We start from the raw sequence: 12,378 nt of genomic DNA, 5'->3' as shown, positions 1-12,378 counted from the left end.
CCGGACTCCAATCTGCTCGCGGTCGAGTGACTCACAAACAGCTTGGCAAAGAGGGGGGAGAAGCGATCGGCCACCAGCCGCCGACCGAAGTCCCCGAGTCGGGCGCGACGCGGAGCGCCGGAGAGTAGCGGCGCCAGCTCGTTCCTCAGGCGCGCGGCACCCGCGGCGGAGCCCTCGCCGATCCCGTACCAGCCCGTCCAGAGGAACTGGTCCGCCGACGCCGGCGTCAGGGTCCGCCAGAATCCGTTCTCGCCCTGGACCACGAGCGGCGTGCCGTAGGCGAGTGCGCGGAGCGCGGAGCCCCCCATGCCCAGGGAGATGTCCGCCGCCGCGTAGGCGGGGCGCGGATCGTCCAGCGGCCCGGTGAGGACCACGGTCCCGGCGCCGTACCGTCGATTGGCGGCGTCGGCCGCGCGCTCGACCTCCCCTCGCGCGGGACCGTCTCCCACCAGGATCAACCGCGCCCCGGTCGCGTCCGCCAGCGCGCCGACGACCTCGATCGCGGTGAGAATCCCCTCGAGCTTGAGTTCGTGCGCGAACCGGCCCACGCTGACGATGTTCAGCCCGGTCCCGTCCAGACCGAACCGCTCCCGGAACGCCGCGGCACCGTCGACGAGCGACGGGTCGTTGAACTCGAGATCCACTGGTGGCTCGAGCAGGTGCGTTCGATGGCGACCGGCGGCCCTCTCGTATTCCCGCATCTCGGCGGTCCCCACGACCAGGGGGACGCTGTGGGGTATGAACGGCGGCACGGACATCGACATCACCGTCCCCACCACGGTGAGGGATCGGCTGCCCGCCGCGGCGAGGACTCCGTCCAGGATCGGCGGCCACTCGTACCCGTGGATCACGTCGATGTGGCGGCGCTCCGCCAATTCGGCCAGGGCCCGCGCGGCGGGGATCGAGGGACGCCTCCCCTGCGGGGGCGCCTCGACGAATTCCAGGCCCAGCTCGTCGATCCGCTGCCGGAGCGGGCCCGAGCGGCCGAACACCAGGGTCTCGTGGCCCCGGTCGCGGACCGCGGCGGCCAACTCGATCGCGTTCAGCTGGCTGCCGCCGATCCCCAGTTCATGCGGGTGGACGATGATCCTCACGCGGGCACCTCCTCGAGGACGTCGGTGCTCCGGAGCAGGTGGAGGTGGGTCCTCGACGCCCACGCCAACGCGCCGGTGATCGCCAGGGTGACCACGCCCGCCGTCGTCACCGCGACGAGGGCCTGCGGGTGACCCTGCGCAGCGGCGCGACTCCCAGCCCACACCAGCGTGCCGCCGGCCACCGGGACGAGGGAGGTGCGGATCATGGCGCCCAGCCGTATTCCCGCACCGTGCAGCGCCCACCCGTAACAGACGAGGAGGACGAGGATCGCGACCGCGCACTGCGCGGCGGCGACGCCGACGATCCCGTGGCGGGACCCCACCACGAGCGCGGGGACCAATGCGGCGAGCCAACACACCTGAATGGTCATGAGGGCGACAGATCGACGCTTGACGGCGAGGAAATCGTACGAGAGCTCAAACGCGATGCGGACCGCCGCCTGACACGCGAGCCACTGCAGGGCGGGCGCGGCGGGGGCCCAGATCTCCCCGTACACGAGCGTGACGACGGGTTCCGCCGCACCGGCCAGGAACGCGCAGGCGGGCAGCGCCAGAACCAGCACCAGGCGGAACGCCGATCGGAAGTTCCGGTCCATGAGCCGGGCGTCGTGCTGGATGCGGGCGAACGCGGCCGGTGCCACCGCCCTGATCGGCTGGGAGAAGACGGTGACCGGCCAGCTCGCGAGGTTGAACGCGAGCAGGTAGAAACCCAGCGCCTGGGTGCCGAGCCTGTTGCCGACCACGAGTTGATCCGCGTACGCGACCGCAAAGACGACCAGGCTGGATCCGGCCAGCGGGATTCCGAACCTCAGCAGCGGCCGCACCACCTCCCGGTTCCAGCCGAGGCTCAGTCGAGACGGCGACAGCCGGATCAGCATGCCGGTGAAGACGATCGCCGCCACCGCCCGGCCGACGGCGAGGCTCATCGCCCCCAGGCCCACGCTCGCCAGGGACACGGAGAGCACCGCGCCGAGCCAGATGTTGACCTGGTCGGCGGCCGCGCGACGACCCTGCTGGTAGTCGCGTTGGAGTAGCGCCGCCGGTGTGGCGGCCACGCCGTTCAGCGGAACGCACACGAGCATCAAGCGCACGACACCCGTCGCTCCAGGGTCGCCCATCGCGGCGGCGAACGCCGGGGTCGCGATCCAGGCGGCGACGAACACGGCGAGGCTGGTGACCACGGAGATCGTCGTGACGGTCGGAGCGATCCGGGAGGGATCCTCCTCCCATCGCACGATCGCCAGGCTGACCCCCAGTTCGTTGAAGCTCAACACGGCGGCGAGGGCGACGAGGGCGACCGCGTAGGTGCCGAGCTCGTCCGGCCCCAGGATCCGGGCGATGACTATCGAGATGAACAGCGTCCCGAACTTGCCGACGGCGGTGTTGCCGAAGCTCCACAGCAGCGCCCGGCGCGCCCCGGGCTGCCCGCTGGTGGTCATCACGAGCCCGTCAGGTGGACACCGCGGCGGCCAGGGCCTCCGCGGTGCGCTCCTGCTGCTCGGCACTGAGGTGCGGGAACATCGGTAGCGAGAGGATCCGTGCGGCCGCGCGTTCGGCCACAGGGAACTGCCCCGGCCGGTAGCCCAGCGGCGCGTACGCCTTGGTGAGCGGCACCGGGGTCGGATAGTGGATCCCCGTGCCGATCCCGGCGTCCGTGAGAGCGGTGATGACCTGGTCCCGCCTCTCGACCTGCACCACGTAGAGGTGCCAGACGTCGATATTCCCCGGGCGCGTCTGTGGGAGCCTGACCCCGGGGGTGTCCCCGAGAAGCCAGCGATAGCGCTCGGCGGCAGCGCGGCGCGCCTCGTTCCACCCCTCCAGGCGCCGGAGCTTGGCTCGCAGCACGGTCGCCTGGATGGCGTCCAGTCGCGCGTTCATTCCCACGTGGTCGTGCGAGTACTTCACCGAACTGCCGTGGGCACCGAGGTTTCGGACCAGCGAGGAGACCTCTGGGTCCCTGGTCATCACCGCACCGGCGTCCCCGGCCGCGCCGAGGTTCTTACCGGGGTAGAAGCTGGTGGCGGAGACGGGGGCGATCGCGCCGGCCCGGCCGGCCGGACCCGACGCGCCCTGAGCCTGGGCCGCGTCTTCCACGATGGTCAGGCCGTGCTTGTCCGCGATCGGCACGAGCGCCTCGAGCGGAGCCGTCTGCCCGAACAGATGCACCGGGACGAGCGCGCGGGTTCGTGCGGTGATCGCGGCGTCGACGCACTGCGGATCGATGAGGAGATGGTCCGCGTCGACGTCGACGAAGACCGGCACCGCGCCGATCCGTGAGACCGCCTCCGCGGTCGCGATGAAGGTGTTGGCCGGCATGATGACCTCGTCACCCGGGCCCACCCCCGAGGCGCGGAAGGCGAGTTCCAGGGCGTCGGTGCCGTTCGAGACGCCCACGACGTGCGGTACCCCGAGGTAGTCGGCGTACTCCGCCTCGAACGCGGCCACCTCCGGGCCGCCGATGAAGCCTCCGGTGGCCAGCTGGCGCCGCCACACCGGCAGCACCTCGTCGGCGATCTCCGCCGATTGTGCCGCCAGGTCCAGGAACGGAACGTGGTTCATCACCCTCTCCTCTCCACTCGACGCGCCGGCACCCCGGCCCACGTCTGGTCCCTCGGCAGGTCGCCGAGCACCACCGCCCCCATGCCGACCGTCGTGCTTGCCCCGATCGAGCGGCCGGGATGGACGGAGGCATTCATTCCGATGTAGGCGGCTTCGCCGATGTGGACGCCACCGCCGAGCGAGGCGCCGGCGGCCAGGGTCGCGAAGTCGGCCACCCGATCGTCGTGCGTGATCGTGCAGTTCGGCATGATCACCACGTGGCGGCCCACCTCGGCGTCGGCGGTGATCACGACGCCGTCCAGCAGGATCGAGCCGACGCCGACCGTGCTGGAGGACCCCACCACCGCCGACCGGGCGACGAACGTGCCGTACCGCTCGGGGCCGATGCCCATCTGCGCGAGTGCGGTGACGACACGCTGCCTGGCCGTGCTGGGACCGATCGTGATGAGCAGCTGTTCGGGGCGACCGGCCGCGGCCGCCACCGCACCGAGTACCGGAGTGCCCGAGACGCTCCTTCCGGCGAGGGCCGGATCGTCGTCGAGGATCCCGACCGCCGTGAGGCCCGCGGCGAGCACCTCGCGCGCGAGTCCGCCGGCACCCACCAGGAGCAGTCCCGCCGTCATGCCGGTGCCGGTGCGCGTAGGACGTCGATGACGCGGTCCTGCTCGTCGTCGGTCATCTGGTGGAAGACCGGCAGGATCAGCGTTCCCTCGTGCAGCCGATCCGTCGCGGGCAGGCCGTCTTCCGGGGTGAGATCGCTGTACGGAGGCTCGCGATGGGCCGCCATGATCCCCCGGCGTGCCGAGATGTCGGCCGCGGCCAACGCGCCGAGCAATCCGTCTCGGTCGGTGGGGTAGGGGGCCGAGACCTCCACCCAGAAGGACTGGAAGTTGCTCGTCCCGTGTTGCGGATCGGCGACGGCGCGCAGGCCGTCCACCTCGGAGATCGCCGCCGAGTAGCGGGCGGCGATCTCCCGGCGCCGGGCCACGATGTCGGGCAGCCTGCCGAGCTGCACGCGCCCCATCGCCGCCTGCAGGTCGGTCATCCGGAAGTTGAACCCGACCTCGGGGTAGGTCTCGGCCGCCGGCAGCGTGGAATGGTGACGCTCGGCCGCCGACACCGACATGGCATGCTCGCGCAGCTGGCGGGCGCGGTCCGCCCACTCGCGGTTGCTGGTGGTGAGCATCCCGCCCTCGCCGGTGGTCAACAGCTTGCGGGGGTGGAACGACCAGGTCGCCAACACCGCCCCGGCGCCGACGGGTGCGCCCCGGTAGGTGGAGCCGGCGCCGCAGGCGGCATCCTCCACCACCACGATGTCGCGGGGATCGGTGACCGCCCGGATGGCGTCGAGATCGACGGGCACGCCGCCCTGGTCGACCACGATCACCGCGCGTGTCCGCGGGGTCAGCGCGGCCGTGACGGTTTTGGCGGTGACGTTGCCGCTGTGGGGGTCGACGTCAGCGAAGACCGGCTCCGCTCCGACGTAGCGAGCGGCATTGGTCGTGGCGATGAACGAGAGGGACGGCACCACCACCTCGTCGCCCGGACCGATCCCGGCCACGATCAACGCCAGGTGCAGGGCGGTGGTGCAACTGGAGGTGGCCACCGCGAAGTCCGCCTGCATCGCGGCCGCGAACTCCTCCTCGAAGGCGATGACGCGTGGGCCCTGCGCCACCCATCCGCTGCTGATCGCCTCGGCGACCGCGTCGATCTCCTCCTGGCCCAGCCAGGGCTTCATGACGTTGATGCGATTCACGACGCACCCGGCTTCCGGCCCGCGGCGATCTCCTCGCGCAACGGTGCCCACCACTCCACGAGCCGGCGTAGGCCGTCCTGCAACCCGATCGTGGCCTCGAACCCGAGGTCACGCCGGGCGGCCGTGGTGTCGGCCAGGCGGCGAACCACACCGTTGACGGCGCGCTCCTGTCCGAACTCGATCTCCAGGTCCGAATCCATGACGTCGAGCAGCATCTCGGCGAGGTCGCGCAGACTGGTCTCGGTGCCGCTCGCGACGTTGTAGGTTCCCGCGGTGATGTCACTCGCCGCCGCGAGGATGTTGGCTCGCGCGATGTCCGGGACGCAGACGAAGTCCATCGTCTGGTGGCCGTCGCCGAAGATCAGTGGCGGTCGGCCGTCCGCGATCCGCTCCATCCATCGCACGAGCACCTCCGTGTAGACGCCGTGCACGTCCATGCGGGGCCCGTAGACGTTGAAGTAGCGCAGCGCCACGTAGTCGAGCCCACTCATCGCGCGGAAGCTCTTCAGCAGACCCTCGTTGAAGGTCTTCGCCGCGCCGTACAGCGTGTCGTTGTTCTCGTGATGATGGCGCTCGTCGGTCGGGAAGACCTCGGCCATCCCGTAGACGGACGCGCTGGATGCCGCGATGAGTTTGTCCACACCGTGTCTGGCGGCGGCGTCGACGACGTTGAAGGTCCCGTCGACCATGACTTCCAGGGCCAGGCGCGGTTCCTCGGCGCATTGCGTGATGCGGATGGCCGCCTGGTGGAAGACGACGTCCTTCCCGGCCGTCACCTCGTCGACCAGGGCTGCGTCGCGGATGTCGCCCTCGATGAAGTTCACCCGCCCACTCGCGAGGGCGGCGTCGAGGTTGGCGCGCCGCCCGCGCACGAGGTTGTCCAGGACATCCACCCGGGCGACGCCGGCTGCCACGAGCTGATCGACGAGAGTGGAACCGATGGTCCCCGCGCCACCCGTCACCAGGACCTGTGCACCTTCGAGCCTTGTCATACCATCTCCTCCACCTTGGGGACCCCGTGCTCGACGGCGACCGGCATGCCGCCCTTGGCGAGGCTCTGTGCGGCCGCCTCCAGGACGGAGAGCACGCGGAGACCCGACCCGCCGCTGGTGCGCGCCGCGCGACTGCCCCGGATCGCGGCCGCGAACTCCGTCGCCATGTTGGCCAGCGCCTCCTGCTCCGCCAGCGCAGGCGCCCACATCCCCCCGAGCCGGTACGAGACGGTCGCCGGGGTCACGTTCGCCTCCGTGCGCGACTGCGACTCGAGGTCGATGCCCCGGTCGTAGACGCTGATGCGCTGCTGGGGGTTGAGGTCGTCCCAGACGATGGTGCGCAGAGTGCCGGCGATCACCATCCGCCGGATCTTGGTGGGGCTCAGCCAGTTCACGTGGACGTGGGCGATCCCACCGCTTCCGAGTGGCAGGGTGAGGTAGCCGACGCACGCCTTGCCGGTGTCGAGCGGGTCGGACCCCACCGCGGAGACCTCGGTCATGTCGAGCCCGTCGGTGAGGATGAAGTCGAGGATCGACAGATCGTGCGGGGCGAGATCCCAGAGGACGTCCACGTCCGGCTGGATCAGGCCGAGGTTGATCCGGACGCTGTCGATGTAGAGGATCTCGCCGGTCTCGCCCGACGCGATGAGGTCGCGGATCTTCAACACGGCCGGCGTGTAGCAGTAGGTGTGGTCGGCCATGAGCACGAGACCGTTGCGTTCCGCGGCCTCGTACATCTCGACCCCGGCACCCCTCGAGTCGGCCAGCGGCTTCTCGACCACGACGTGTTTGCCGTTCCCGAGCGCGGCCGTGGCGATCTTCGCGTGTGTCCGTGCGGGCGTCGCGATCGCGACGGCGTGGATCGTGGGATCGTCCAACACCTCGTCCAACGACGACGTCGACGCAGCGCCGACGCGGTCGGCCACGACTCTCGCGCGCTCTCCGTCGAGGTCGCACACGGCGGCCAGGTCCCAGTCGGGGCTCTGCGCGAAGTTCCGGGCCAGGTTCGGCCCCCAGTATCCGGCGCCGACAACAGCGATCCGCAGTCTCTCAGCAGGCATCTCGTCTCTTCTCGCGTAGTCCGGGTTCAGGCGGGACATCAGTAGGCTCCGTCGCTGGAGAGCACGGCCCGAGCCGTACGCCACAGGATCGCCAGATCCTGCATCAGCGACCAGTTCTCCACGTAGTACAGATCCAGGCGCACGGACTCCTCCCACGTGAGGTCCGATCGCCCCGACACCTGCCACAGTCCGGTCATCCCCGGCTTGACCAACATCCGTCGGGAGACGCGGCCGTCGTACTTCTCGACCTCCTCCGTCAGTGGGGGACGCGGGCCGACGATGCTCATGTCCCCCGACAGGACGTTGAACAGTTGCGGGAATTCGTCGAGGCTGTACCGACGGATCCACTTCCCGACGCGTGTGACCCGCGGGTCGTCCCTCACCTTGAACAGGACCCCGTTGCCGTCGTCGGATCCGGCCAGCGCTGCGCGTCGAGCGTCGGCGTCGACCACCATCGACCGGAACTTCCACATCCGGAACGGCTCGTTCTGGTATCCGATACGAGTGGCGCGATAGAAGACCGGGCCACGGGAGTCGAGCTTGATGGCGACGGCGACCGCCAGCAGGACCGGTGACAGCGCGAGTAGGAGGACCGCCGCTCCCAGCCGGTCCGAGATGGCCTTCCAGAGCCGAACCGAGTTCTTGTACTGCGGCCGGCTGATGTGCAGCAGCGGCAGACCCGCCATCGGCCGCATGAGTACGCGTGGGCCGGAGACGTCGACCAGACCCGGGGCGACGAACAGTCGGACATCCAGCTCGTCGAGTTCCCAGCAGAGTGCCTGCATCATGGTGGGACCCAACATGTTGGCCGCCGTGACCGCCACGGTGGTCGCGCCCGACGTCTTCACGGCATTACTCACGGAATCCCAGTCTCCGACGATCGGGACGCCCAGCTTGTTCGTCGGGTCGCTCTCGGCGTGGCCGAGGGCGCGTTCCGGGCGCGCGCACAGGCCGACCACCGTGTAGCCGAATGCAGGCGTCGCCGACAGGCGTTCGGCCAGCGCGGAGGAGGAGTCGACCGATCCCACGATGAGGAGTCGCTCCAGCGCCTCGCCCCTCGAGCGACGTGCCGACAGTCGACGGCGCCAGAACCAGCGAGTCACCAGCAGGCCGACGCTCCCGAGCGGAAGTGCTATCGCCTCGAATCCTCGCGCGATCTCCGGCCGGAACAGCACCTCGACGATGGCCAGCCCGCCGAAGAGCCAGAACGACGCCCTGGCGACTCGGCTGTACTCGTCGGTCCCCGCCCCGAACACGCGCGGGTCGTAGCTGTTGGTCAGACGAAGGCATCCCACCCAGATCGCGCCGAGCGTGACCGTCACCAGCACCAGGGGCACGTTCCGATGCATGATCGCGATCCCCTGGGGTTCGATCCCGAACCTCAGGAAGTAGGCGACGATCACGGCCAGGCTCACCACGATCGCGTCCGACCACCACAGGTTGTGACTGTAGGGGGAGGCCCAACCGTGGTCGTGGCGATGGAACAGTCCCCGCCTCGCGGCGGTCGGGTGTTCTGCGGAGCCCGGGGCGGACGGTATCTCGTGGTGCAACGCCGGTCCCGCGTGCGCGGGTTCCGTTCTCCGGAGAGGTGTGGATGTCATGGGATGGGCCCTTGCGTGAGGTAGTCAGCCTCGACCGAGGCCAAATAAGCGTCTTCCCACACGGTTGTTAACGTCAAGGACTTTGGTGAATAGTTACTTACCAGAGATACGAGAAGCCTAGTGCTGCTTGTTGTTTGGTGAGCAATACAATTCTGACCTGGGGAATCGTCGGGGACGTGTCGCGGAAAAGCTGAGCCTGAGAGGGGTCTGTGTTATAAGCCGGGCTAATTGGACAGGGCTGTGGTGAGGATGTCGGGCCTCGCCCGCGGAATCGGGCTCGCGTCCGGCGTGACGCACGTGGTGCAAAGTGAGGCAAGTGGCGGCGGGGTTCGATGTACCCTCGATGCAGCCCTGCTCCGAGGGCGCTCGGAACAGGAGGGGCGATGGCCCGCACTGACGCGTCCGACCAGTCCGTGGTGGACGTCCCCGCTCCGCACGAGGAGCCCAAGGGCTGGGGGATCGCCGCCGTCACGGTGGTGTCCCTGGCCGCTGTGGTCGTGGTGCTCTGGGGGATCTCCCAGCACGCGAACATGATCATGCCGGCCTTTCTCGCCCTGAACCTCGTGATTGCCGCCCAGCCCCTCCAGAAGTCGCTCGAGCGCGCCGGACTGCCCAGGTGGGGCGGGATGATCATCGTCCTGCTGGTGCTCTATCTGGTCCTGGCGGCGCTGGTCGGCATGCTCGTGTGGGCGCTGTGGATCGCCGCCGAGGAGATCCCGCAGTACCAGGACAAGTTCGTCCAGCTCTACGAGCAGACCATCGAGTTCCTGGGCACCTTCGGCGTGAGTCAGGAGCAGGTGTCCTCGAGCCTCCAGGGCGTGTCTCCCGGCACGATCATCGGCACCGTGCAGAACGTGGCCGGGCAGCTGTCCTCGGCGGGGGGCCAACTCACGGTGCTCGTGATCGCGCTGACGTTCCTCGTGTTCGACCCCCCCGGCATCACCCGCCGACGAGCCGTGATCGCCCGCCAGCGACCCCGGCTGGCGGACGCGCTCAGCTCGTTCACCGACGGGGTGAAGTCCTACTGGATCGTCTCCACCGTGTTCGGCCTCATCGTGGCGGTCATCGACGTGGGGGCGCTGATGATCCTCGGGGTGCCGCTGGCCCTGGTCTGGGGCGTCCTCGCCTTTGTCACCAACTACATCCCCAACATCGGGTTCGTGCTGGGCCTCGTCCCGCCGGCGCTCTTCGCGCTGCTCACCGGCGGCCCCGGCGACGCCCTCTGGGTGGTGGTGATCTACAGCGCCATCAACCTGGTCATGCAGAGCTTCATCCAGCCCAAGTTCACCGGCGACGCCGTGGGGCTGACCCCCACCGTTACGTTCCTGTCACTGGTGTTCTGGTCCGCGGTGGCCGGCGCGCTGGGCGCGATCCTGGCCGTCCCGCTGACGCTGGCGGTCAAGGCCTTCCTCGTGGACGCGGACCCGCGGATGCGGTGGTTCTCGACCTTCCTCACCACTCCCGACGCGGATTCCAAGAGCGACAGGCGGCGGGCGGCCAAGCTGGTCGCGGCGGGCACCTAGCGGGAGCGGGTCAGGCGCCGGGATCCGCGGGTTCGTCGACCCGGGCGAAGGTGCCCAGGCCGTTGCCGTCGAGCAGGGCCACGGTGACCCCGTCGCCGTCGAAGGTCACGCTGCCGCGCGAACCCGGCGTCCAGTTCTCGCTCTCCGGGCTCACGGCAAAGGTGTCGCCGTCCCAGTGCTCCATCGGCCAGACCAGGGGGCCGGGGCCGACGGCGAGCGAGAGCCCGTCGCCGGAGCCGGCGTCACCGCGGCGCACCTCGATCGTCCCGAAGTAGTCGTTGCGGTAGGACCCCACCAGCTGGTCGAGGGGCCGCGGCGGCTCCGGGTCCGTCGGGCGTCGCGCGCCGGCCAGATCGCCCACCGGATCGAGCAACCCCGCGAACGCCTTCCCGTAGAGCGCGCCCCAGTCCAGCGTCGGGTCCCCGTACTGGGCGAGGTCGGCGAAGCGGGAGTTGATCGTCTCCGCCACCCCGATCGGCGCGGCGTTGGTCAGCGTGATGATCCCCAGGTCGAGCGAGGGCACCATGAGCATCGCGGTGCCCGCACCCAGGGCGAACGCGCCCGAGTGGCTCCACTGGACGCGGCCGGACGAACTGGTGCCGACGTTGAACCCGTAGCCGTAGGAACCGGGGCGGTCCGCCGCGGCCTGCGGCGGCGAGGAGACGCTCTGCGGGGTGAGGGCCTCGCGCAGCGCCCCGGTCGGGACCACCTGCGAGCCGTCGGTCGCCTTGCCGTCGTCGAGCACCATCTCCATCCACCTCGCCATGTCGGTCACCGACGAGCTCAGTCCGCCCGCGGGGGCCTGGGCGTCCGGGTCGCGGCCGGGCTCGGTCGGGACCCAGCCGCCCGTCGACTCGCCCGACTCGTCCGATTCCCCGGTCGCGGTGTCCGGGGTGCGGACGTGGCCGACGACCCGGTTGTCCCGGGCGAGCAGCTCGTCGTGGGAGAACGAGGTGTCCCGCATGTCGAGGGGGTCGAAGACGCGCTCGCGGGCGAGCTCGTCCCAGGGCGTGCCGGCGGCGACGGCGACGGCCTCCGCGCCGGCCGTGAGCCCGAAGTTGGTGTACGCGTAGGAGGCCCGGAACGGGGTGACCGGGAGGTGGCGGAGCCCGTGCAGGATCGCGGGCCGGTCGTAGCCGAGGTCCTCGAGGTCGTCGCCCGCGTGCTCCGGGAGCCCGGAGCGGTGGGCGAAGAGGTCGCCCACCGTGACGATCGGGGAGACCCGGGGGTCGGAGAGCGCGAACCACGGGAGGTGGTCGCGCACCGGGGTGGACCAGTCGACCTCGCCCCGGGCGCTCTCCGCGGCCACGACCGTGGCGCTGACGGACTTGGAGATGGACGCCATCGGGAAGACGGTGCGCGCGTCCACGGGTGCGCCGGTCCGGGTGTCGCGGACGCCGAAGCCCTCGGCCAGCACCACCTCCCCGCCGTGGACCACCGCGACGGCGGCGCCGGGGATGCCGGACGAGTCCAGCTCCTCCTCGACGATGTCGGTGACCTTCCCCACGGCGTACTCGATCCGGTCCTCCTTCACCTCGAGCCCGGAATAGGCGGAGGGGCTCTCGTCGGGGCCCGGCTTGGGGATCGGGGTGCCGCAGGCGCCGAGCACCGCGACGGCCATCCCGAGGGCCGTCAGACCGAGCGCCCGGGTCCGGCGTCGGGCGGAGTCCATGGCGTTGGTCATCTTCCGAGGTTAGCCCCCCGCTCGCCGGGCGCGTTCCCAGTTTGCGGTCCACGCCTCGGCTCCGCCCATGAGCTGGCGCTCGAGCTCGGCGCCGTCGGGCCCGGCCTC

At 70.2% G+C, this 12,378-nt stretch carries 10 protein-coding genes; 1 reads left to right on the top strand and 9 read right to left on the bottom strand.

Annotated elements, in window-relative coordinates:
• The 8 genes from Q0444_RS10395 to Q0444_RS10360 all read right to left on the bottom strand — a co-directional run.
• On the bottom strand, nucleotides 1–1,094 hold a 1,094-nt coding region (locus Q0444_RS10395; RefSeq protein ID WP_299023192.1), incomplete at its 3' end, for a glycosyltransferase.
• Entirely contained in the window at nucleotides 1,091–2,533 is a 1,443-nt protein-coding gene (locus tag Q0444_RS10390) for a lipopolysaccharide biosynthesis protein (protein ID WP_291080937.1), read from the bottom strand. The genes Q0444_RS10395 and Q0444_RS10390, both read right to left, overlap by 4 nt.
• 10 nt (nucleotides 2,534–2,543) lie before the next feature.
• On the bottom strand, nucleotides 2,544–3,653 hold the full coding sequence (locus tag Q0444_RS10385) for a DegT/DnrJ/EryC1/StrS aminotransferase family protein (protein ID WP_291080935.1): 1,110 nt from the start codon (nucleotides 3,651–3,653) through the stop codon (nucleotides 2,544–2,546).
• Nucleotides 3,653–4,276, bottom strand: a complete 624-nt coding sequence (locus tag Q0444_RS10380) for a NeuD/PglB/VioB family sugar acetyltransferase (protein ID WP_291080933.1) — start codon at nucleotides 4,274–4,276, stop codon at nucleotides 3,653–3,655. The genes Q0444_RS10385 and Q0444_RS10380 overlap by 1 nt, the downstream gene beginning before the upstream one ends.
• The gene (locus tag Q0444_RS10375; RefSeq protein ID WP_291080931.1) at nucleotides 4,273–5,409 is read right to left on the bottom strand and encodes a DegT/DnrJ/EryC1/StrS aminotransferase family protein; all 1,137 of its coding nucleotides are present in this window, start codon (nucleotides 5,407–5,409) and stop codon (nucleotides 4,273–4,275) included. Before Q0444_RS10375 ends, Q0444_RS10380 begins: the two co-directional genes overlap by 4 nt.
• Nucleotides 5,406–6,401, bottom strand: coding sequence for an NAD-dependent epimerase/dehydratase family protein (locus tag Q0444_RS10370; protein WP_291080929.1), 996 nt, complete (start codon nucleotides 6,399–6,401; stop codon nucleotides 5,406–5,408). Before Q0444_RS10370 ends, Q0444_RS10375 begins: the two co-directional genes overlap by 4 nt.
• The gene (locus Q0444_RS10365; RefSeq protein WP_299023191.1) at nucleotides 6,398–7,462 is read right to left on the bottom strand and encodes a Gfo/Idh/MocA family protein; all 1,065 of its coding nucleotides are present in this window, start codon (nucleotides 7,460–7,462) and stop codon (nucleotides 6,398–6,400) included. Before Q0444_RS10365 ends, Q0444_RS10370 begins: the two co-directional genes overlap by 4 nt.
• A 38-nt stretch (nucleotides 7,463–7,500) precedes the next feature.
• Entirely contained in the window at nucleotides 7,501–8,880 is a 1,380-nt protein-coding gene (locus Q0444_RS10360; protein ID WP_299023190.1) for a sugar transferase, read from the bottom strand.
• Nucleotides 8,881–9,446: 566 nt separating this feature from the next.
• On the opposite strand from Q0444_RS10360, the gene Q0444_RS10355 reads away from it, so the two are divergent.
• Nucleotides 9,447–10,586: an AI-2E family transporter gene (locus Q0444_RS10355; protein WP_299023189.1), complete on the top strand. Its 1,140-nt coding sequence runs from the start codon at nucleotides 9,447–9,449 to the stop codon at nucleotides 10,584–10,586.
• 10 nt (nucleotides 10,587–10,596) lie between these two features.
• Here Q0444_RS10355 and Q0444_RS10350 read toward each other — a convergent pair whose 3' ends face one another.
• Nucleotides 10,597–12,270 (bottom strand): serine hydrolase, encoded by a 1,674-nt coding sequence (locus tag Q0444_RS10350; RefSeq protein WP_291080921.1) that lies wholly within the window; start codon nucleotides 12,268–12,270, stop codon nucleotides 10,597–10,599.
• Nucleotides 12,271–12,378 lie beyond the last annotated feature (108 nt).

The sequence above is a fragment of the uncultured Dietzia sp. genome (assembly GCF_937873725.1).
Taxonomy (GTDB): Bacteria; Actinomycetota; Actinomycetes; order Mycobacteriales; family Mycobacteriaceae; genus Dietzia.
The sequence above is the reverse complement of the archived record's forward strand: the minus strand, read 5'-3'. Positions and strand labels throughout refer to the sequence as shown.

Coding starts and splice junctions, on each gene's coding strand:
- Q0444_RS10390 (WP_291080937.1), bottom strand. CDS start 2,533: ATGACCACCAGCGGGCAGCCCGGGGCGCGCCGGGCGCTGCTGTGGAGC.
- Q0444_RS10355 (WP_299023189.1), top strand. CDS start 9,447: ATGGCCCGCACTGACGCGTCCGACCAGTCCGTGGTGGACGTCCCCGCT.
- Q0444_RS10385 (WP_291080935.1), bottom strand. CDS start 3,653: ATGAACCACGTTCCGTTCCTGGACCTGGCGGCACAATCGGCGGAGATC.
- Q0444_RS10365 (WP_299023191.1), bottom strand. CDS start 7,462: ATGCCTGCTGAGAGACTGCGGATCGCTGTTGTCGGCGCCGGATACTGG.
- Q0444_RS10350 (WP_291080921.1), bottom strand. CDS start 12,270: ATGACCAACGCCATGGACTCCGCCCGACGCCGGACCCGGGCGCTCGGT.
- Q0444_RS10380 (WP_291080933.1), bottom strand. CDS start 4,276: ATGACGGCGGGACTGCTCCTGGTGGGTGCCGGCGGACTCGCGCGCGAG.
- Q0444_RS10370 (WP_291080929.1), bottom strand. CDS start 6,401: ATGACAAGGCTCGAAGGTGCACAGGTCCTGGTGACGGGTGGCGCGGGG.